Genomic DNA, 19,378 nt, shown 5'->3' on the forward strand with positions numbered 1-19,378 from the left:
CCGAGATATAATTAAATGCAAGATATGAGATAATACGTGTTTATTGCAACTGTAGTTCATATGCCATTGTGCTTTCTAACGACGCTATTTCTTTTTCTGTTTTTTTATACGATAAATATCCAAAAACACCTACGAAAGTTATATAAGCCAACATACTTAAAATACCTGAAACATTAGACTCAAAATATAATGATGCTGAGGGAATTAAGGTTAACATCCAAAAGCCCATAAAATACATTTCGTATTGCTTGCGATTAACCATATAGGTTTTGAACTTAGAGATACTTGAAACTAAAGAGGTTTGTGTATATGATTTTTGCTTAATATCTTTTAGGGATAAAAATTTATCTATAAAAAATACTAGGGCTAAAACACCCATAAGTAATAGCATAACATAAAGGTTATTATCTCTAAAGCGAATGGCAAGTCCTATGGATACTCCAATTAAGATAAACGACGATAGTTTGGCCATTTTTGCTCCTATTAATAATTTTTCAAATGTTTTCAATTGCTTTTGAAAAGTGTCTTGTTTTTCTTGGTTTGAATTTTTCATAATTTGATTTGATTTGATTGATTAACTAAATACAACTTCAATAATAAATTCGATAATTACTTTTACTAAATTGATCATAATACTGTTGTTTTTTGATTGATGATTACTATCCGATTTCTAATTGATAGTATAAATATATAACAGTATCAGAGCTTTAAAACTGAAAATATGATGAGTGGTCATTAGAATATGCTAAACGGAAATTTGAATAACCAATCGCTATTATAGAAGTATAAAAACCTGAAGAAAATTCTTTTAGACAAAAATAAATCACGCACGAATACATCTAAATACCGTCTTCCCTATCGAGTCGGGAAAATCATAAACAAAAAAAAGGTTTCAAAAATGAAACCTCTCTTTATGCTAAGTACTTGTTTTATTTACTCGGAGGAGTTGTAGGCCTCACTTCTATTTTACTTGGTAAGGTTCTTGGGTTCATCTTTAATAAATCGATCACCAATTCTCCTATATCTTCACTCTGAATTTTCCAAGCTTGCGCGTCACTTGGTTCATTCCCATTAAAATGTGTAGACACAGAACCCGGCATAATTGTACTCACTTTTACTCCATGTTGTCTTAAATCTAACATCACCGCTTGGGTAAAACCTGTGACTCCAAATTTACTAGCATTATATGCCGAGCCACCTGCAAAAAAATTAGCCCCAGCCAAACTCGAAATAGTGATATAATAGCCTTTCGATTTTTTTAATTCTGCTACACTCGCCTTTATAGAATTAAAGGCACCTGTAAGATTTGTATCTATGGTATCTTTCCATTGTTCTTCTGTTAAATCTTCGATACTTGCAAAATGCCCTAATCCAGCATTTGCAATTACAATATCTAACGCACCAAATGTAGCTATCGCTTTTTGTACGGCTTCATCCTGACTCTTTAAATCTCTTACATCTGCTTCGACGCCGATTATAGCATCTAAGGCATTTGTTTTTGATGCTAATTCTTTAGCTGCACTTTCTGCTGCACTTTTAGCTCTACTCGTTATCACAACTTTCACTCCTGTATTAAGTAATGCTTCTGCAATACCATAACCTATTCCTTTTGTTCCACCTGTAATTAAGGCGACTTTTCCTTTTAAATTTTCCATATGTGTTGTTTTTACCAAATTTACAAAACAAGACTAAAAACTCAACTTTTAGAATGTTAGGATTATGATAAAACCACGAATAAATATTAACAGATCGAATTTTACTCACCTATATTATTTATTTTACCACGACCTTTTTTATAACTAACTTTAACATTCTAAAAAAACATTTAATTTCCCGAATGAAAATTTCAAAAACCATAAGAATCACTTACCTATTAACACTTTTAATAGCTTTACTTTCTTGCGCTAGTAAACAACACATCGTAACTGAAGAAGAACCTATAATAACACAACCTAAACTACTTTTCTTAAATTTTGAAATCACAAAATTAAACGATATAAAAAGTGTTTCGTTAATCAATCAAATTAAAACCGATGGTAAATTAAAAGGACATACGAGCGAAGACACGAAAGGAGACATTGGAGACTTAGAATATTTAATTTTGGATAAAGACCTCAACCAATTAGAAAAACATTATATAAAAAATCCTTTAAAAAAAGTTATAGAATTTGTAAACGACTCAGGAAATTTTGAAAAAAAAATGTTAGATTTAGACCGTTCGGAATTTTCATTAAAATTACAACTAAAGCCTAAAGCTGAATACATTGCAATCAACGAAATCACTTCAGAAGGTATTACAAAACTGAACACTACAAAAATAGAATAAACATGAAAAAACTATTACTCTTAGCTCTTATTTCCCTTACTGTTCAATTTGTTTTTTCTCAAACTTTTGATGTTCAAGCTATCAAAAATTCTGGAGACGACAACAAGCGTATCAACCTTGTTATTTTGGGTGATGGTTATTTAGCTAGCGAATTACCGCAGTTTGAAATCGATGCGACTAATTTTATGAATGATATGTTTTCTCAAGAGCCTTTTGCGAGTTATGAAAACTACTTCAATGTTTATATTATAAAAGTACCATCTAATGAAAGCGGTGCAACCCATCCTGGAACAGCTTCAGATGAGCCTACTACTGTTGTACCTGTAGCTACAGTTGATAACTATTTTGGTACAGCATTTGATAGTTATGATGTTCATAGATTGTTATTCACAGAAAACAGTGCTTTAATTAGCACAGTATTGGCGAATAACTTCCCACTTTACGACCAAGCGCTTATTTTAGTAAACTCTCCCTATTACGGTGGCAGCGGAGGCCAGTTTCCAATTTCTTCAACAGGTGAAGATGCCAGCGAAATTGCCATTCATGAGTTAGGACATTCCTTTGTAAATTTAAAAGATGAATACTATCCTGGAGATTTACTTGCTGCCGAAGCCATAAATATGACCCAAGAAACAGATCCTACATTAGTAAAATGGAAAAACTGGATAGGCACAGGCAATATTGGTGTATTTCCATATGCTACTTCTGGGACTGCGGCCACTTGGAACAGACCACATCAAAGTTGTAAAATGCGCTATTTGGGTTATGATTTTTGTGCCGTTTGCAAAGAAGGTATTATTGAACAGATCCACGATTTAATTTCACCAATAGATTCTTATACACCAACGGAAACCGCAGTTAGCGCCGCTAGTTTTCCTTTGAATTTTGAAATTAATACTATTGAAACTCTCCCTGTAAATACTTTAGAGTCAAACTGGTCTCTTAATAGTAATGCTATTGCCTCAAATATAAATACTGTTACTCTTGAAGAAAACGATCTAAACGCTGGAACAAATAACCTCAGCGTTGCGGTCAACGACGCCACGACTTTAATTAATGTCGATAGCCATGAAACCATTCATATTGCTACCGTGACTTGGACCATAGATAACACTTTAGGAGTACAAGACGTAACCGTTAATGATTATAGCTTAACAATGTACCCTAATCCCTCACAAAATAGTTTAAATATAAAACTAGATAATGTGCAAAATGAAACTGTTCGTGTTGAAATCTTAAGCCTTGACGGAAAAAGAATAAAATCAGCATTAGTTAAAAATGATGAAACTACAGCAATAGATATTAGTGCATTAAGCAATGGCGTTTACATCACTAATTTTTATACCAATTCAGTTTTAATTGCGAGTAAAAAGTTAATCAAAAACTAAAACTATTTGGATTTCGGAGGATAGTTTGAAAACACCTTATCCACTACGATTTTAAACTGTTCTTCTCGCTTTTCGGGAGTAGCATTTGGGCTATAACTACTTTCACTTATGGCTTGCCAAAACATTCCTGTTTTAGTATCGTCTACAAACTCTATAACCAATTCTCTAGTGTTTTTGTTTCCACCTATGGGTAATCCTACAGAAACTCCACCACCAACATTACCTCCGCCTCCACCGAGACCAATACCGACATTACTATTGTTTCTACTTTGTATCTCTTGACTCTGAATATCAATATAAAAATCGGGATTATCGGATCGTACTAATCCCATAGTTTCAAGCTTCGTATCCATTGTTCTAATTAAACGTTTAAGGTCTAATTCGGACAAGCCCGTTTTCATATCATCAAAATAATTGTAGGTTTTGTAGTTATTGAAATCGGTTGCCTTTTCGTAATCGTAGTTGACTTTGGTTCCGCACGATGTTAGGATAAGTGCTATTAATAAGAATTTTAAATTTTTCATCTTTTTTATTTAAAGATATTAAAAATTTAAGATGCCGTCCCTATTTTAACTTGTCTTCTTTTTCGTCGTCATGTGGCTCAACAGCCTTAGTTAAAGAAGATGAGATAATACCTGTAGGAATCGCAACAATTCCCAAACCAATCATAAGAATAAAAAAAGTAAAAATGCGACCACCAACTGTAATTGGGTATACATCACCATAACCAACCGTTGTTAAGGTAACAATAGACCACCAAAGACTAGAGAATATGGAAGAAAAATGCTCTGGCTGTGCTTCATTTTCAAAATAATAAATACCTACTGCAGCGAAATAAATAAGCATCAATGTAATTATCATAAATAAGATAATCTGCTCTTTTGCCAACTTCATAGCTTTAGCAAAATGATGCATCGCTTTATTATAGCGAACTAACTTAAACAGCCTAAACAATCGGAACATACGTAGTAAACGCAAAGAGCGTAAATCGATACCGAAAGAAAGATAGAATGGCAAAATGGCCAAAAAGTCTACAATACCGAAAAAACTAAAAACGAATTTGGGTTTACTATCAGCAACATAAATGCGTGCTAAATATTCAAAAGTAAAAATGATAACACTAAAAGCCTCAATAGCTTTTAAAACAACTCGTGTTTGAGGCTTTAAGTCTGGTAAGGTTTCAATTGAAAATGTAATTACCGAAAAAATGATTAAAAACTGAATGAAGTATGCAAACCGCCTACTTTTCTTGGTACTATTAATTTCTACCAAATCTTTTAGGTACGTTTTCATACTAAAGTCAACTTACTAATTCAACATCTTCCAGAGCGTATCTTTCAATTCTGTTAAACCTTGCTGAGCAACAGAAGAGATAAACATATAATTAGCATCTAAATCTTTATCTAGAATGGCTCCTATTTCCGACTTTAACTCGTCATCTAACATATCAGATTTAGAAACCACTACAAAGCGTTCCTTATCTAACATTTCAGGATTATAACGTCTTAATTCATCTTCTAAGATTTCATATTGCTTTACGATATCCTTAGCATCCGCAGGAATTAAAAACAATAGAATAGAGTTACGTTCAATATGTCTTAAAAAGTAATAGCCTAAGCCTTTTCCTTCAGCAGCTCCTTCGATAATACCAGGAATATCTGCCATTACAAACGACTGAAAATCGCGATATTCTACAATACCTAAATTCGGTTTTAAAGTCGTAAACTCATAATCTGCAATTTTAGGTTTTGCTGATGTTAATACAGAAAGTAACGTTGATTTTCCTGCATTTGGGAATCCAACTAATCCAACATCTGCTAATACTTTAAGTTCTAAAGTAATATCTAGTTCTTCAAGTGGAATACCAGGTTGTGCATAACGTGGAGTTTGATTTACTGAATTTTTAAAATGCCAGTTTCCTCGACCACCCATGCCTCCTTTTACTACAATAATTTCTTCACCTTCTTCGGTAATTTCAAATAAAATAGTATCGGTTTCAGAATCGCGAACAACAGTTCCTAATGGCACATCCACATAAATATCTTCACCATCGGCTCCTGTACTTCTCCCTGAGCTACCATGCGAACCATGACCAGCTTTAAAATGTCTTTTAAATTTTAAGTGAATAAGCGTCCAAAGATTAGAGTTTCCACGCAAAATAACATGACCTCCACGACCACCATCTCCTCCATCTGGCCCACCTTTCATTATATATTTTTCGCGATGTAAATGCGCAGAACCTTTTCCTCCGTTCCCAGAAGATACGTGCATTTTTACGTAGTCAACAAAATTTCCTTCAGTCATTAGATAGATTTAAAAGTTTAATTGTTTATGTGTTTAATTGATATTTCTTAAGAGCATTAATCTGATTAGAAATTTTTAAAACTTTCTCTCTCAATATTGAATACTCGTTATTATTTATAAAACCTAGTCTTTGGCATAAAATTATTTGACAAAGCAATTCCATTGTTGAACTAAATGCTATTGTCGAAAAACGAGATTTATCCTTATTACTTGTCCTAGAAGTCCCTTCTGCTAAATTTGAAGAAATTGAAACTGAACACCTTTTCATCTGACTCGACATACCAAATTTCTCGTCATCCGGAAATGTTTTCACTGTATTATAAATTAACTCAACTAAATCAATTGAATCTTGCCAAACGTTTAATTTCTCAAAAGAATGTTGATACATAATAATTTAGTTTCAATTAAACGAATAAACAATTAAACAGTTTACTCTATCTACAGCTTATCAATCACAGAACTTAAACGTACTGTAATATCTTCAACACTACCAACACCATCAACACCAAAATATTTATTTTGATCGGTATAGTAATCTTTTAAAATAGCCGTTTTTGTATAGTATTGTTTTATTCTATTTCTTATGATACTTTCGTCCGCATCATCAGTTCTTCCACTAGTTTCTCCTCGTTTAAGTAAACGCTGTACCAAAACCTCATCATCAACCTCTAAAGCGACCATAGCATCGATTTGCGAATCTTTATCTTCCATTAACGCATCTAATGCTTGTGCTTGCGCATTCGTTCTTGGAAAACCATCAAAGATAAAACCATTTGCTCCAGCATTTTTCTCTACCTCTTTATTCAACATATCAATAGTAACCTGATCTGGCACTAATTCTCCTTTGTCCATAAAAGACTTTGCTAACATTCCTAAAGCGGTTTCGTTTTTAATGTTAAATCTAAAAACATCACCTGTAGAGATGTGTATTAAATCGTATTTTTCCTTTAGAAAATTAGCTTGTGTCCCCTTACCTGCTCCTGGAGGGCCAAATAGTACTATGTTTGTCATGTGTTGTGTGGTTTTTAGTTGATATACATCTGGTAAATCTCTTCCTAATCCGTTATAATCAAGTCCATAACCAACGATGAACTTATTAGGAATTTCCATACCTACGTAATGAAGTTTAAAATCTTTGTTATAAGCTTCAGGTTTATAAAACAAGGTTGCAATAATTAATTGTTTTACATTTTCATTTTCAAAAATACGGTGCACTTCTTCCAAAGTATTCCCTGAATCTATAATGTCTTCTAAAATAACAACCGTTCGACCTGTTAAGTCTTGGGTTAAACCAATTAAGCGCTGAATATCTTCTGTAGACTTTACCCCTTCGTATGATGCCAACTTTATAAAAGTAACTTCACAAGGTTTCGGATATTTTTTTACAAAATCGCTCACTAACATAAACGAACCATTCAAAATCCCAATAAACACGGGTACTTCATCACCCAAATCGTCAGCAATACCATCTACCATTTTTTGGACAGCGGTATCTATTTCTTGTTCAGATATAAAAGGTTTGAAGTATAAATCGTGAAGCTTAATCACTTTCTTTTTATTTTAGAGTTGCAAAGATACATATTTGATTGCTTTTTAAGGGATTTTTGATTTAGGAATTTAGAGGGATGTATGATATTTACCGTATTTTTGCTATAAATTAAGTTGAATCTTTTAACCGGTTTCCACTTTCGTGGAAAATAAATATGAACTATTTTTCTTCAAATTTTAAACTCGGAATTCTTGGTGGTGGCCAACTTGGCAAAATGATGTTATACGACACGCGTAAGTTTGATATTTATACTTGTGTGTTAGACCCTAGTGCCGATGCACCATCACGACTGGCTTGCGATGAATTTACCATAGGTGATTTATTAGATTACGACACCGTAATTAACTTCGGAAAAAACGTTGACGTGTTAACTTTTGAAATAGAAAACGTTAATGTTGATGCTTTAGAAACACTTGAAAAGCAAGGCGTAAAAGTTTTTCCATCGTCTAAAACGTTACGAACCATTCAAAATAAAGCGACTCAAAAATTATTTTATCGCGATCACGATATTCCGACAGCAGATTTCTCAAGATTTGCGTACACCTCTGAAATTGATGAAGCTGTAGATAATGGAGGCCTAAGCTATCCTTTTGTATGGAAAAGCGCTCGATTTGGTTACGATGGTACAGGTGTAAAAGTGGTTAGAACTATTTCTGACTTAGCGGATTTACCAAATGTGGAATGTATTACTGAAAAATTGATTCCCTTTAAAAATGAATTAGCGGTTATTGTTGCAAGAAACACACAAGGAGACGTTAAGACCTATCCTGTTGTTGAAATGGAATTTCATCCAGAAGCTAACCAAGTTGAATATGTAATTTGTCCGGCTAGAATACCTGATGCTATTGCAAAGAAAGCAGAATCTGTTGCGTTAAAAGTAGCCGCAGAATTTAAACATGTTGGTTTATTAGCTGTTGAAATGTTTCAGACTGAAACTGACGACATTATAGTAAACGAAGTTGCACCGAGGCCACACAATTCTGGTCATTATAGTATTGAAGCCAGTTATACCTCACAATTTGAACAACAGATTAGATGTATTTTAGGTTTACCACTAGGAAATACTGAAAGTAAAGTTGCAGGAGTGATGGTGAATCTTGTTGGTGCAGAAAATCACACTGGTAATGTGGTTTATAAAAATATTGAAAACATCCTTGCGATGGATGGAGTGACACCGCACATTTATGGTAAAAAGCAAACAAGACCTTTTAGAAAAATGGGACATGTTACTATCGTAAATAAAGATATCTCTGTGGCTCGTAAAATAGCGGAACAAGTAAAACAAACAATCGAAGTAATTAGCGAATAAAAAATGAGTAAAGTAGCCATAATAATGGGAAGCAAAAGCGACATGCCAGTAATGCAAGACGCTATAGATATATTAAACGGTTTTGATATTGAAATTGAAGTTGATATCGTTTCGGCACATAGAACACCTGAAAAGTTATATGAATTTAGTAAAAACGCTCACAACAGAGGCATCAAAGTAATTATTGCTGGTGCTGGTGGAGCTGCACATTTACCAGGAATGGTAGCGTCAATGTCTCCATTACCGGTTATTGGAGTGCCTGTAAAAAGCAGTAATTCTATAGATGGTTGGGATTCTGTTCTATCAATTTTACAAATGCCTGGTGGTGTTCCTGTAGCTACAGTTGCTCTTAATGGAGCAAAAAATGCTGGAATTTTAGCAGCTCAGATTTTAGGTTGCTCAGACCAATGTGTTTTAGATAAGATAATGATCTATAAGGAAGGCTTGAAAGCAAAGGTTATTGACTCTGCAAAAAACCTATAAAAAAGCCTCAACTCTCGTTAAGGCTTCTAGCTATTAATCAACTTAACTTTTACATTTTAAATCTGTAAAAGCACTATAGTTAAGATACAAAACATCTCGTATTTACGTATCACAAAATACGTTAAAACTCAAACAGTCAATTATTTAATACTAAAATTAAAAACAAATGACAGTTCTTAATAAAACATTCAACACACCATATAACACAGCACCTTTTTCAAAAATAAAAACAGAAGATTATTTACCTGCTTTTAAAGAAGGCATTAAAAAATCTAAAGCTGAAATTGACGCCATAACAGCAAACACTGAAGCCCCAACTTTTGAAAACACGATTGAAGCCTTAGATTATTCAGGAGAAGAATTAGATCGCTTGTCTAGTATTTTCTTCAATTTGAATTCTGCTGAAACTAATGACGAAATTCAGAAAATAGCACAAGACGTTTCACCTTTACTTTCAGATTTCAGTAATGACATTACGTTGAATGAAGACTTGTTTAAACGTGTAAAAGCAGTTTACGATTCAAAATCTAGTTTAGATTTAACTACAGAACAAAACACGCTTCTCGATAAAAAATATAAAGGGTTTTCTCGAAATGGTGCTAATTTACCAGAAGACAAAAAAGAAAAACTTCGTGCAATTGACAAAGAATTGAGTCAATTAAAATTAAAATTCGGAGAGCATATTTTAGCAGAAACAAATAAATTTGAAATGCATCTTACGGATGAGTCTGATCTTTCAGGCTTACCAGAAGGAGCCAAAGAAGCCGCTAAACAATTAGCAGAAAGCAAAGACAAAGACGGTTGGTTAATCACTTTAGATTACCCAAGTTATATTCCGTTTATGACTTATGCCGACAACAGAGCATTAAGAGAAGAATTGTCAAAAGCTTTTGGAAGAAAAGGATTTCAAAATGATGAGCTAGACAATCAAAATATTGTTCTCAAAATAGCACAATTGCGTTTTGAGCGTGCTCAACTTTTAGGTTACAAAACACATGCACACTTTGTGTTGGAGGAGCGCATGGCAGAAACACCAGAAAAAGTAACCTCGTTTTTAAATGAATTATTAGAAAAAGCGAAACCAGCTGCTAAGGATGAATTTGAAGAATTAGAAAGTTTTGCAAAAGAATTAGATGGTATTGACCAACTTCAAAAATGGGATTCTGGTTATTATGCTGAAAAGTTGAAACAAAAATTATTCGACTTGGACGACGAGCAATTAAAACCGTATTTTAAATTAGAAAATGTGATCAATGGTGCTTTTACGGTTGCTGAAAAATTATTCGGACTACAATTTGAAGAAATTAATACTATCGATAAATATCACGACGACGTTTTAACTTACAAAGTTACTGATGCAGACGGTGAATTAGTATCCATCTTCTATGCTGACTTTTTCCCAAGAGCAGGAAAACGTAACGGTGCATGGATGACGTCTTACAAACCTCAAATGATTAAAGATGGTAAAAACGAAAGACCACACATTTCTAACGTTTGTAATTTCACTAAACCAACAAAAAGCAAACCATCATTATTAACGTTTAATGAAGTCACAACGTTGTTTCATGAATTTGGTCACGCCTTACACGGTATGTTAGCCAACACCACGTATCCTAGCATATCTGGAACCAGCGTGTATTGGGATTTTGTTGAATTACCAAGTCAGGTGTTAGAAAACTGGTGTTACGAAAAAGAAGCTTTAGAGTTATTTGCAACACATTACGAAACAGGCGAAGTCATCCCAATGGAACTAGTTGAAAAAATAAAAGCTTCGGCAACGTTTCACGAAGGCATGCAAACCTTACGTCAATTGAGTTTTGGATTATTAGATATGTCATGGCATGGTATTGATCCATCAAACATTACAAATGTGAAGTCTCATGAAGTTGAAGCCTTTGGAGATACAAGTTTATATCCTGATGTCGCAGAGAATTGTATGAGCACGTCGTTTTCGCATATTTTTCAAGGAGGCTATTCTTCCGGGTATTACAGTTATAAATGGGCCGAAGTTTTAGATGCAGATGCGTTTGAATATTTTAAAGAAGAAGGCATCTTCAATAAAATAGTAGCAGATAAATTTAAAACCTTTGTATTATCACAAGGTGGAACAGACAATCCTATGACCTTGTATAAAAAGTTTAGAGGACAAGAACCAAAACCTGAAGCCTTATTAAGACGTGCCGGATTATTAAAATAAAACGCAAAGGTTATGCGTTCACTGTTTATGAGGTTATTAAAACTTATAGGACATATCGCAATCATTTTAGTTTTAACAGCAATCACTCAAGTTGGAGGTATCATCTGGCTTCTTGCTGTTATTATTTCTTATAAAATCAAAAAGGGAAAACGTATTGTTTTCCCTTTACTTTACCTGCTATTCAACCTTATTATAATTCCACCAATTGCTGCGCATTTTGGAAGAGAAAAATTACCTTGGTTTGATACTGAGCTAAAGCCGAGAAATTGGTTTTATCCATTAGCGTTTAGGAATTATGTGAATTCAGAATTAAAAGATGTGTTGGAAAGTTCTGCTCATGATTTATCTTCTTCAGGAATTACAATCACCTATTTAGATGGTAATTTCCCTTTTATTGATGGCTTTCCGTTATTCCCGCATTTAAGTCATAATGATGGAAAAAAGATAGATTTATCATTAATGTATTTAAACCACAATGGCATTTCAACATCTAAAAAACCTTCAATCTCTGGTTATGGTGTTTATGTTAATACCGATAAAAATTACACCTCTAAATCTTGTTTAGATAAAGGCTATTGGCAATATGATTTCACGAAATATCTCACACTTGGAACGATTCATGACTTAAAACTAGACAAGGCTAAGACTACACTTATAATTAAACAATTGCTTTCTATACCTTCAACCCATAAGATATTTATTGAGCCGCACTTGAAACAATCACTAGATCTAAGTCATCAGTCAAAAATTCGATTTACCGGATGCCAAGCCGTTAGACACGATGACCATATTCATTATCAAATCAAATAAACTTTCAAAGATTATTGAAAGTTTAAAAATTATTATATATTTGTATTATGGAATATCAAGAGGCAAAAGAAAAATTCATAAGTACCTGGGGAAGTTTAGGTTCGCTTTGGGGCATCAATAAAGCGATGGCTCAAATACAAGCATTGCTTTTTATTTCAACTCACCCCTTGTCTATGGAAGACATTATGGAGGATCTTAAAATTTCGCGCGGTAATACTAGCATGAATTTAAGACAACTAATGGATTGGGGCATTGTAACCAAAGTATTAGTTTCTGGTGAACGCAAAGAGTTTTTTACGACGGAAAAAGACGTGCAAGAATTAGCACGCATCGTAGCTAAAGAGCGTAGCCGAAGAGAAATTAGACCTGTTATTAAAGTTCTTGAAGACGTATCTACAATAAAAGATGATGGCACTGAAAAAACAAAAGAGCTCATTAAACAAACGAAGGCATTAAATCAATTGACGCAAGACTTAGATATCTTAATGAATAAGATGGTGAATCAAAAACAAAATTGGTTAACAAAGTCGGTTTTAAAACTGATGAAGTAGCACGTATATTTTTTCAATATAAACTTTCAATTTTTTCTGAAAGTTTAAAAACAAAGAAAACATGAAACATTTTTATGATATTAACAAGTTGTTAATCTTGATTACCTCATTCCTCTACTTGACTTTTTGGGGAGGCATTATGGCACAAATTGTTTTAGGTCTTGTTCAAATCTTAATGAGCATCACGCTTATCGTTCATTTTAAAGCGCTCTCTAAACTCGTTAAAAAACTATTTAAAAGTTATGTAATTACAACGGCATCCTTTATTGTACTCTTTCGAATTATAGGTCATTTCGGAATTGGAGGATTCCAATTCATATTTCTATGGTTATTCGTTTCAATGGGTCTTGCCCTATTCCATTTCTATATCACTTATAAAATTAAATTATCATGAAAACACAAATTCCAAATTGGTTAATTATTCTAGGTGGCTGTGGACAAATATTCACGGCACTAATTTATCCTTATATAAGGCATAAAGTTTTTGATTGGTATAATGATGTTAAACAACTAAAACCTTTAAATCAAGAAATCGCAAAAACGTACGGCAGATATATTCAAGGTTTAAATTTTTCTTTTGGATTAATTGCTATCGTAATTCCCAACGATTTACAAAACGGATCAAACTTAGCTATTGCATTAACCGGACTTATTGCGGCATATTGGGTTGGAAAAGTCGCTACACAAATTGCATATTATCCCATGTATCAAATACCTCAGAAATTAATTTTCAAGATCGGTAGTTATTTCATGAATACCTTGTTCACACTATTTGCTGTGGTTTACACGTGGTTATTAATTACAAATCTTAGTTCAATCTTTTAAATGTACTATCATGAAAACACAAGCACTACTTATTGACAGCTATTCTGAAAAAAACAAAATAGAAATGATAGATTTCTATAACGAAGCCTCAGAAGATTACGAATTTTGGAGTCAAGATTTTAACATGCATTTCGGATATTACGCCCCCTTTAAAACTAATCCTTTTAAACGCGACAGCATGCTTAATCAAATGAATGCTCAGGTTATAAAACGACTTCAAATTAACACTAAAAAACATAGACTCATCGATTTAGGTTGTGGTATGGGCGGCACAATGCGCTATGCCTTAAAACAACATCAAAATTTAATCACTTATGGAGTCACGCTTTCTGATTTTCAGGTGAAACATGGCAATGATTTATTACAAGGAAAAAATGGTATTATTCTAAAAGAAAATTACAACAACACCTCATTTCAATCTAATTCCTTTGATTCGGCTGTAGCGATAGAAAGCTTTTGCCATTCCGGACATGGAGAAAACTCATTAAAAGAAGCTTATCGAATTTTAAAACCTGGTGGGAAATTAGTCATCGCTGATGCCTTCTTAAAAAAAGAACAATCAGAACTTTGCAAAGGAGCCGATTACGCATACAATCGTTTGTGTAACCATTGGAGCCTCGAAAAACTAGAAACTCATACTTTTATAAAACAAAAGTTACAAGACTTAGGTTTCAACAACATTAAAATTGAAGACACCTCACATAGAGTCGCCCCTTCTGTATTACATGTCCCATTTGCGATTACAGGATTTATCCTAAAAAAACTACTGAGTTTTAAAACTATAAAAAGAGAAAGTCTGCATAATTTGAAGGGTTCATTCTTCGCATTATTAACAGGACTACACATCAAAAGTTTTGGGTATTATATAATTAGTGCAACAAAACATGATGGTTAAGATAAATCTTACGCTAATAAGGTTTAACGTTTATAACTAAATTATTTCTCGAATTTTTAACCTATTTTTGAACCAGCAATGAAATTGAACGATGCCTAAGCATACAATAGACCCAAATAATTGGGTGAAATCATATTCAGATTACCTCTTCAATTATACGATTACTCGTGTAAATGATAGAGAAATCGCTCAAGATTTAATATCTGAAACTTTTTTAGCCGGTCTTAAATCCATGAAAAACTTTAAGGGCGAAGCTAGCGAACGAACGTGGCTCATTTCAATCTTAAAGCGAAAAATCATAGATCATTATCGTAAAATAAACTCTAACAAAGGTAAAGCCGAAGTTAGAATGACTTATAACAGTGATACTGATACTGAAGGTGATTGGCTAGAAGAACGCGTGGCAGATTCTACTGTTAAAACTGCTGAAGACACTTTGGTAAATTCAGAATTAGGCGATGCTATCTACAATTGTTTAGGAAAATTGCCAGAAAAACAAGCTGACGTTTTTAAGATGAAAACCATTTTAGGTTATGATACAGAAACCATTTGTAATGATTTAGATATTACTGCGTCTAACCTATGGGTAATTATACACAGAGCCCGAACTGCATTAGCAGAATGCATGCAAGATAATTGGTATAAATAATATTCCGTTTACAAGGACATTAAAGATGAAAAAAAGTTTTTTATTTATAAGCTGTGATGAAGCAAAACATATTTGTGATAAAGCACAATATGATGAGGCTTCTACTTGGGAACAATTCAAACTAAGACTACGTCTTATGTATTGTAACATTTCAAAGAAGTATTCTAGCAATAACACTAAACTATCCCAAACCATAGAAAAATCAAAAGTTCAGTGTCTCAAAACTGACGAACTCAATAAGCTTCAATCACAATTTGATAAAGAATTAGCGAAGCAACAACAAGATTAATAGCCAAATAATAGGTAAACCTTCTACCCAAAACGCACTAAAATAGTTTGATTGATTTTTGTTTGAAAAAAGCAGAAGCAATAGTGTAATCACCGTAATAACTACGATTGCAATTATTGATTTCTCTAATAATTGATCTTTAAAAAATTCTAATATTAAAAAAGCACCTAAAAGTACAACACCTATAATTTTAGTTTTTTTGACACCTATTTTTTGAGGGATTGTTGCCAATTTCAAATTGTCATAATTTAGATCTCTAATCTCAAATGGCAACATTAATACAAGAACATAACTAAATCGTTGAACACTTGTAATAATCACATCTGAATAAATTGAAACATCATGATTCACTATTGGTAAAATCACTGTTGTAAACATCCAAATCAGTGCAATGAGGTATACTTTTAAGCCACTGACTTGTCGTAAATTCTTATGATCATCAAATAAATAGCGCTTTGGAACCATAATAGGAATGGCATAAAAAAATGTAATCACCCCAAGAATTATAATGACCATTAAGGTTTCTGTTTCAAGCTTCAAAACATAATAGCACATAGCCAAAAAAGCTATAAAAGAAAATACTTGTATGGCCTTTAACCAACTTGCCAAACTGCGATGGTGAAACTTAACGACTCCAAAGTATTTTACAAAATTATAACCCGTTATTGTTGCAAAAAACACAAAAGATAGCAGGTATTTATCAAAACCTAAGTCCAGCTCAATTAATGTCACCCAAGCTAAAGAACAAGCGGCTAATGCAACATGAATACTACTATTCAAATAAAAGTTAAAGATGCGTTTTAAAACTTCCATAACGCAAAAGTAAGGATTGTGTTAATAACCTCTAACATCGGTTAAAAACTTTAGTATTCCTTAACTATAAAATTAGGCTAAATCCGTACTTTTGCAGAACTAAATAAATTATTTTTATTAATGGATACAACTTCTTTTGCACTCAGACATATTGGCCCAAATTCAGATGACCAACAAGCCATGTTAGACACTATAGGTGTTAAAAATATTGAACAATTAATAACGGAAACTATTCCAGATAACATTCGCTTAGAAAACGATTTAAATCTTGATGCTGCGTTGAGTGAGCAAGAGTACCTTAGCCATATCAATGAACTATCACAACGTAATAAAATTTACAAAACATACATTGGTTTAGGGTATTACCCAACTAATTTACCTGCAGTAATACAGCGTAATGTATTAGAAAACCCAGGTTGGTATACCGCTTATACACCATATCAAGCTGAAATTGCTCAAGGTCGATTAGAAGCCTTATTGAATTTCCAAACCATGATTATTGATTTAACAGGAATGGAAATTGCGAACGCCTCTCTTTTGGATGAAAGTACGGCTGCAGCGGAAGCTATGGCATTATTATTTGCGATTAGAGATCGTGGTCAAAAGAAAGCCAATGTCAATAAATTCTTTGTTTCAGATTTAGTTTTACCACAAACTATCGATTTACTTGAAACTAGAGCCAATCCTATAGGCATTGAATTAGTCATTGGTAACGAAACTGAATATAATCTTTCAGACGAGTATTTTGGAGCCTTAGTTCAGTATCCAGCCAAAAACGGTCAGATCACAGATATTAAATCATTTATAGAACAGGCAAACGCTAAAAATATTAAAGTTGCTGTGGCAGCTGATCTTTTAAGCTTAGTGAAGCTTGAAGCGCCAGGGAAATTTGGTGCAGATGTTGTTATTGGTACCACGCAACGTTTCGGAATACCAATGGGTTACGGAGGTCCACATGCCGCTTATTTTGCGACAAAAGACGCTTACAAACGTGATGTTCCAGGTCGTATTATTGGAGTCACAAAAGACATTACTGGTAATAGAGCTTTGCGAATGGCACTACAAACTAGAGAACAACATATTAAACGCGACAAGGCAACATCAAATATCTGTACGGCTCAAGTACTTTTAGCGGTGATGGCAGGTATGTATGCTGTTTACCATGGCCCAAAAGGCTTAACTTTTATTGCTGATAAAGTTAAAGATTCAGCTTCAACTTTAGCAAACGCTTTAGAACGTTTAGGATTAGAACAGGTCAACTCACATTACTTTGATACGATTCAGATAAAAGCAGATGCTGTTAAAGTAAAATACGAAGCTGAGAAAAATGAAGTGAATTTTCATTATCCAGATACCAATACCATTAATATCGCTTTAAACGAAACCACTAATGTTTCAGACTTAAATGATATTATTACAATTTTTCAAAATGTAACAGGAAATACTACAGACAAAATAGAATCTATTTCAACTAACGAAACGATTCCTGCACATCTAAAACGTCAATCCGATTTTTTAACTTTTGATGTTTTTAACACGTATCATTCTGAAACGGAATTAATGCGCTACATCAAACGTTTAGAACGTAAAGATTTAGCATTAAATCATTCTATGATTTCATTAGGGTCTTGTACCATGAAATTAAATGCGGCTTCAGAAATGTTACCATTAAGCTGGCCAAGTTGGGGCAGCATGCATCCATTTGTACCAACGGAACAAGCTACGGGTTACAAATTAATGCTTAAAGAATTAGAAAATCAGTTATCAGAAATTACTGGTTTTGCAGCGACATCGCTTCAACCAAATTCTGGTGCACAAGGTGAATTTGCCGGATTGATGGTTATTAAGGCCTATCACGAATCTCGTGGAGATCATCATAGAAACATTTGTTTAATACCTTCGTCTGCACACGGTACAAATCCTGCGAGTGCTGTTATGGCTGGCATGAAAGTGGTTGTCACTAAAGCATCAGAAAACGGAAACATCGATGTTGAAGACTTAAGAGAAAAAGCAGAATTACATAAAGATAATCTTTCTGCAATTATGGTCACATATCCATCTACACATGGTGTATATGAAGCTTCCATAAAAGAAATTACACAGATTATTCACGATAACGGAGGCCAAGTTTATATGGATGGTGCCAACATGAATGCGCAAGTTGGATTAACCAATCCAGGAAATATCGGAGCCGATGTTTGTCACTTAAATTTACATAAAACCTTTGCGATTCCTCATGGAGGTGGTGGACCAGGAGTTGGACCAATTTGTGTAGCCAAACAATTAGTACCCTTTTTACCAGGAAACCCAATCATAAAAACGGGAGGCCATCAAGCTATTACAGCAATTTCAGGAGCACCTTTTGGATCTGCTTTAGTATGTCTTATTTCTTATGGTTATATAAAAATGTTAGGCTATAGAGGTTTGAAAAAAGCAACCGAAGTTGCCATTTTAAATGCCAACTATATTAAAGAACGTTTAAACGGATCTTACCCAACTTTATACTCTGGAGAAAAGGGAAGAGCTGCTCACGAAATGATTATTGATTGTCGTGATTTTAAAGCCAACGGTATTGAAGTTACAGACATTGCAAAACGTCTGATGGATTACGGATTCCACGCTCCTACTGTGTCATTCCCCGTTGCAGGAACCATGATGATTGAACCTACTGAAAGCGAAAGTAAAGCTGAAATGGATCGTTTTTGTGATGCTATGATTTCAATTCGAAAAGAAATTGATGCATCATCTAAGGACGAATCTAATAATATGCTAAAAAATGCACCACACACCTTAGGTATGCTTACCGCTGATGAATGGTCATTACCATATAGCAGAGAAGCTGCAGCATTTCCATTAGATTTTGTTAGAGATAATAAATTTTGGCCAAGTGTGAGGCGTGTCGATGATGCCTATGGAGATCGTAACTTAATATGTAGTTGTGCTCCAATTGAAGCTTATATGGATGCTTAGTTTTAATCGATAAATATTAA

20 protein-coding genes are annotated in these 19,378 nt (G+C 33.7%); 12 read left to right on the plus strand and 8 right to left on the minus strand.

All coding sequences use genetic code 11. From position 1 onward, the window contains the following. Positions 1-40: 40 nt before the first annotated feature. Positions 41-553 carry a hypothetical protein gene (locus DFQ09_RS13255; protein ID WP_115811106.1) on the minus strand — a complete coding sequence of 171 codons (513 nt, stop codon included), beginning with the start codon at positions 551-553 and terminating at the stop codon, positions 41-43. Between the two features lie 376 nt (positions 554-929). After that, entirely contained in the window at positions 930-1,655 is a 726-nt protein-coding gene (locus tag DFQ09_RS13260; RefSeq protein WP_115811108.1) for an SDR family oxidoreductase, read from the minus strand. Between the two features lie 182 nt (positions 1,656-1,837). Here DFQ09_RS13260 and DFQ09_RS13265 point away from each other — a divergent pair, with 182 nt between their 5' ends. Then, positions 1,838-2,326: a hypothetical protein gene (locus tag DFQ09_RS13265; protein WP_115811110.1), complete on the plus strand. Its 489-nt coding sequence runs from the start codon at positions 1,838-1,840 to the stop codon at positions 2,324-2,326. A 2-nt stretch (positions 2,327-2,328) separates the two neighbouring features. Continuing rightward, complete coding sequence (locus tag DFQ09_RS13270; RefSeq protein ID WP_115811112.1) at positions 2,329-3,714, plus strand: T9SS type A sorting domain-containing protein; 1,386 nt, start codon at positions 2,329-2,331, stop codon at positions 3,712-3,714. 2 nt (positions 3,715-3,716) lie between these two features. Here the strand turns inward: DFQ09_RS13270 and DFQ09_RS13275 are convergent, their stop codons facing one another. From DFQ09_RS13275 to DFQ09_RS13295, 5 genes are read right to left on the minus strand one after another with little or no spacing between them, the layout of a single operon-like run. Beyond that, positions 3,717-4,238 carry a DUF4136 domain-containing protein gene (locus DFQ09_RS13275; protein WP_115811114.1) on the minus strand — a complete coding sequence of 174 codons (522 nt, stop codon included), beginning with the start codon at positions 4,236-4,238 and terminating at the stop codon, positions 3,717-3,719. Positions 4,239-4,278: 40 nt separating this feature from the next. Then, positions 4,279-5,007, minus strand: a complete 729-nt coding sequence (locus DFQ09_RS13280) for an ion transporter (protein WP_115811116.1) — start codon at positions 5,005-5,007, stop codon at positions 4,279-4,281. A gap of 15 nt (positions 5,008-5,022) precedes the next feature. After that, complete coding sequence (gene obgE / locus DFQ09_RS13285; RefSeq protein ID WP_115811118.1) at positions 5,023-6,018, minus strand: GTPase ObgE; 996 nt, start codon at positions 6,016-6,018, stop codon at positions 5,023-5,025. A gap of 25 nt (positions 6,019-6,043) precedes the next feature. After that, the gene (locus tag DFQ09_RS13290) at positions 6,044-6,406 is read right to left on the minus strand and encodes a four helix bundle protein (RefSeq protein WP_115811120.1); all 363 of its coding nucleotides are present in this window, start codon (positions 6,404-6,406) and stop codon (positions 6,044-6,046) included. Between the two features lie 50 nt (positions 6,407-6,456). Continuing rightward, the gene (locus tag DFQ09_RS13295; protein ID WP_115811122.1) at positions 6,457-7,566 is read right to left on the minus strand and encodes an adenylate kinase; all 1,110 of its coding nucleotides are present in this window, start codon (positions 7,564-7,566) and stop codon (positions 6,457-6,459) included. A 155-nt stretch (positions 7,567-7,721) separates the two neighbouring features. On the opposite strand from DFQ09_RS13295, the gene DFQ09_RS13300 reads away from it, so the two are divergent. From DFQ09_RS13300 to DFQ09_RS13345, 9 genes are all read left to right on the plus strand, one after another. Beyond that, entirely contained in the window at positions 7,722-8,876 is a 1,155-nt protein-coding gene (locus DFQ09_RS13300; RefSeq protein WP_115811124.1) for a 5-(carboxyamino)imidazole ribonucleotide synthase, read from the plus strand. Positions 8,877-8,879: 3 nt separating this feature from the next. Continuing rightward, positions 8,880-9,359 (plus strand): 5-(carboxyamino)imidazole ribonucleotide mutase, encoded by a 480-nt coding sequence (purE, locus tag DFQ09_RS13305; protein ID WP_115811126.1) that lies wholly within the window; start codon positions 8,880-8,882, stop codon positions 9,357-9,359. A gap of 166 nt (positions 9,360-9,525) precedes the next feature. Further along, positions 9,526-11,556 (plus strand): M3 family metallopeptidase, encoded by a 2,031-nt coding sequence (locus DFQ09_RS13310; RefSeq protein WP_115811128.1) that lies wholly within the window; start codon positions 9,526-9,528, stop codon positions 11,554-11,556. Positions 11,557-11,568: 12 nt separating this feature from the next. Next, the gene (locus DFQ09_RS13315) at positions 11,569-12,366 is read left to right on the plus strand and encodes a hypothetical protein (protein WP_245940360.1); all 798 of its coding nucleotides are present in this window, start codon (positions 11,569-11,571) and stop codon (positions 12,364-12,366) included. Positions 12,367-12,413: 47 nt separating this feature from the next. Then, positions 12,414-12,917 carry a GbsR/MarR family transcriptional regulator gene (locus DFQ09_RS13320; RefSeq protein WP_115811132.1) on the plus strand — a complete coding sequence of 168 codons (504 nt, stop codon included), beginning with the start codon at positions 12,414-12,416 and terminating at the stop codon, positions 12,915-12,917. A 390-nt stretch (positions 12,918-13,307) separates the two neighbouring features. After that, complete coding sequence (locus DFQ09_RS13330) at positions 13,308-13,742, plus strand: hypothetical protein (protein ID WP_115811136.1); 435 nt, start codon at positions 13,308-13,310, stop codon at positions 13,740-13,742. A 10-nt stretch (positions 13,743-13,752) separates the two neighbouring features. Then, on the plus strand, positions 13,753-14,637 hold the full coding sequence (locus DFQ09_RS13335) for a methyltransferase domain-containing protein (protein ID WP_115811138.1): 885 nt from the start codon (positions 13,753-13,755) through the stop codon (positions 14,635-14,637). Between the two features lie 91 nt (positions 14,638-14,728). Continuing rightward, complete coding sequence (locus tag DFQ09_RS13340) at positions 14,729-15,286, plus strand: sigma-70 family RNA polymerase sigma factor (protein WP_115811140.1); 558 nt, start codon at positions 14,729-14,731, stop codon at positions 15,284-15,286. Positions 15,287-15,311: 25 nt separating this feature from the next. Further along, the gene (locus tag DFQ09_RS13345; RefSeq protein ID WP_115811142.1) at positions 15,312-15,575 is read left to right on the plus strand and encodes a hypothetical protein; all 264 of its coding nucleotides are present in this window, start codon (positions 15,312-15,314) and stop codon (positions 15,573-15,575) included. Here DFQ09_RS13345 and DFQ09_RS13350 read toward each other — a convergent pair. After that, positions 15,552-16,388 carry a UbiA prenyltransferase family protein gene (locus DFQ09_RS13350; RefSeq protein WP_115811144.1) on the minus strand — a complete coding sequence of 279 codons (837 nt, stop codon included), beginning with the start codon at positions 16,386-16,388 and terminating at the stop codon, positions 15,552-15,554. The genes DFQ09_RS13345 and DFQ09_RS13350 overlap by 24 nt on opposite strands. Positions 16,389-16,508: 120 nt before the next feature. Here DFQ09_RS13350 and gcvP point away from each other — a divergent pair, with 120 nt between their 5' ends. Next, the gene (gcvP, locus tag DFQ09_RS13355) at positions 16,509-19,358 is read left to right on the plus strand and encodes an aminomethyl-transferring glycine dehydrogenase (RefSeq protein ID WP_115811146.1); all 2,850 of its coding nucleotides are present in this window, start codon (positions 16,509-16,511) and stop codon (positions 19,356-19,358) included. Positions 19,359-19,378 lie beyond the last annotated feature (20 nt).

The sequence above is a fragment of the Winogradskyella pacifica genome, assembly GCF_003386275.1.
GTDB classification, from domain to species: Bacteria; Bacteroidota; Bacteroidia; order Flavobacteriales; family Flavobacteriaceae; genus Winogradskyella; species Winogradskyella pacifica.

Excerpts from the sequence above, each read along its gene's own strand:
- purE (WP_115811126.1), top strand. The coding sequence starts at position 8,880 with ATGAGTAAAGTAGCCATAATAATGGGAAGCAAAAGCGACATGCCAGTA.
- DFQ09_RS13300 (WP_115811124.1), top strand. The coding sequence starts at position 7,722 with ATGAACTATTTTTCTTCAAATTTTAAACTCGGAATTCTTGGTGGTGGC.
- DFQ09_RS13310 (WP_115811128.1), top strand. The coding sequence starts at position 9,526 with ATGACAGTTCTTAATAAAACATTCAACACACCATATAACACAGCACCT.
- DFQ09_RS13280 (WP_115811116.1), bottom strand. The coding sequence starts at position 5,007 with ATGAAAACGTACCTAAAAGATTTGGTAGAAATTAATAGTACCAAGAAA.
- obgE (WP_115811118.1), bottom strand. The coding sequence starts at position 6,018 with ATGACTGAAGGAAATTTTGTTGACTACGTAAAAATGCACGTATCTTCT.
- DFQ09_RS13315 (WP_245940360.1), top strand. The coding sequence starts at position 11,569 with ATGCGTTCACTGTTTATGAGGTTATTAAAACTTATAGGACATATCGCA.
- DFQ09_RS13350 (WP_115811144.1), bottom strand. The coding sequence starts at position 16,388 with ATGGAAGTTTTAAAACGCATCTTTAACTTTTATTTGAATAGTAGTATT.
- DFQ09_RS13330 (WP_115811136.1), top strand. The coding sequence starts at position 13,308 with ATGAAAACACAAATTCCAAATTGGTTAATTATTCTAGGTGGCTGTGGA.
- DFQ09_RS13340 (WP_115811140.1), top strand. The coding sequence starts at position 14,729 with ATGCCTAAGCATACAATAGACCCAAATAATTGGGTGAAATCATATTCA.
- DFQ09_RS13270 (WP_115811112.1), top strand. The coding sequence starts at position 2,329 with ATGAAAAAACTATTACTCTTAGCTCTTATTTCCCTTACTGTTCAATTT.
- DFQ09_RS13265 (WP_115811110.1), top strand. The coding sequence starts at position 1,838 with ATGAAAATTTCAAAAACCATAAGAATCACTTACCTATTAACACTTTTA.
- DFQ09_RS13260 (WP_115811108.1), bottom strand. The coding sequence starts at position 1,655 with ATGGAAAATTTAAAAGGAAAAGTCGCCTTAATTACAGGTGGAACAAAA.
- DFQ09_RS13320 (WP_115811132.1), top strand. The coding sequence starts at position 12,414 with ATGGAATATCAAGAGGCAAAAGAAAAATTCATAAGTACCTGGGGAAGT.
- DFQ09_RS13345 (WP_115811142.1), top strand. The coding sequence starts at position 15,312 with ATGAAAAAAAGTTTTTTATTTATAAGCTGTGATGAAGCAAAACATATT.
- DFQ09_RS13290 (WP_115811120.1), bottom strand. The coding sequence starts at position 6,406 with ATGTATCAACATTCTTTTGAGAAATTAAACGTTTGGCAAGATTCAATT.
- DFQ09_RS13335 (WP_115811138.1), top strand. The coding sequence starts at position 13,753 with ATGAAAACACAAGCACTACTTATTGACAGCTATTCTGAAAAAAACAAA.
- gcvP (WP_115811146.1), top strand. The coding sequence starts at position 16,509 with ATGGATACAACTTCTTTTGCACTCAGACATATTGGCCCAAATTCAGAT.
- DFQ09_RS13255 (WP_115811106.1), bottom strand. The coding sequence starts at position 553 with ATGAAAAATTCAAACCAAGAAAAACAAGACACTTTTCAAAAGCAATTG.
- DFQ09_RS13275 (WP_115811114.1), bottom strand. The coding sequence starts at position 4,238 with ATGAAAAATTTAAAATTCTTATTAATAGCACTTATCCTAACATCGTGC.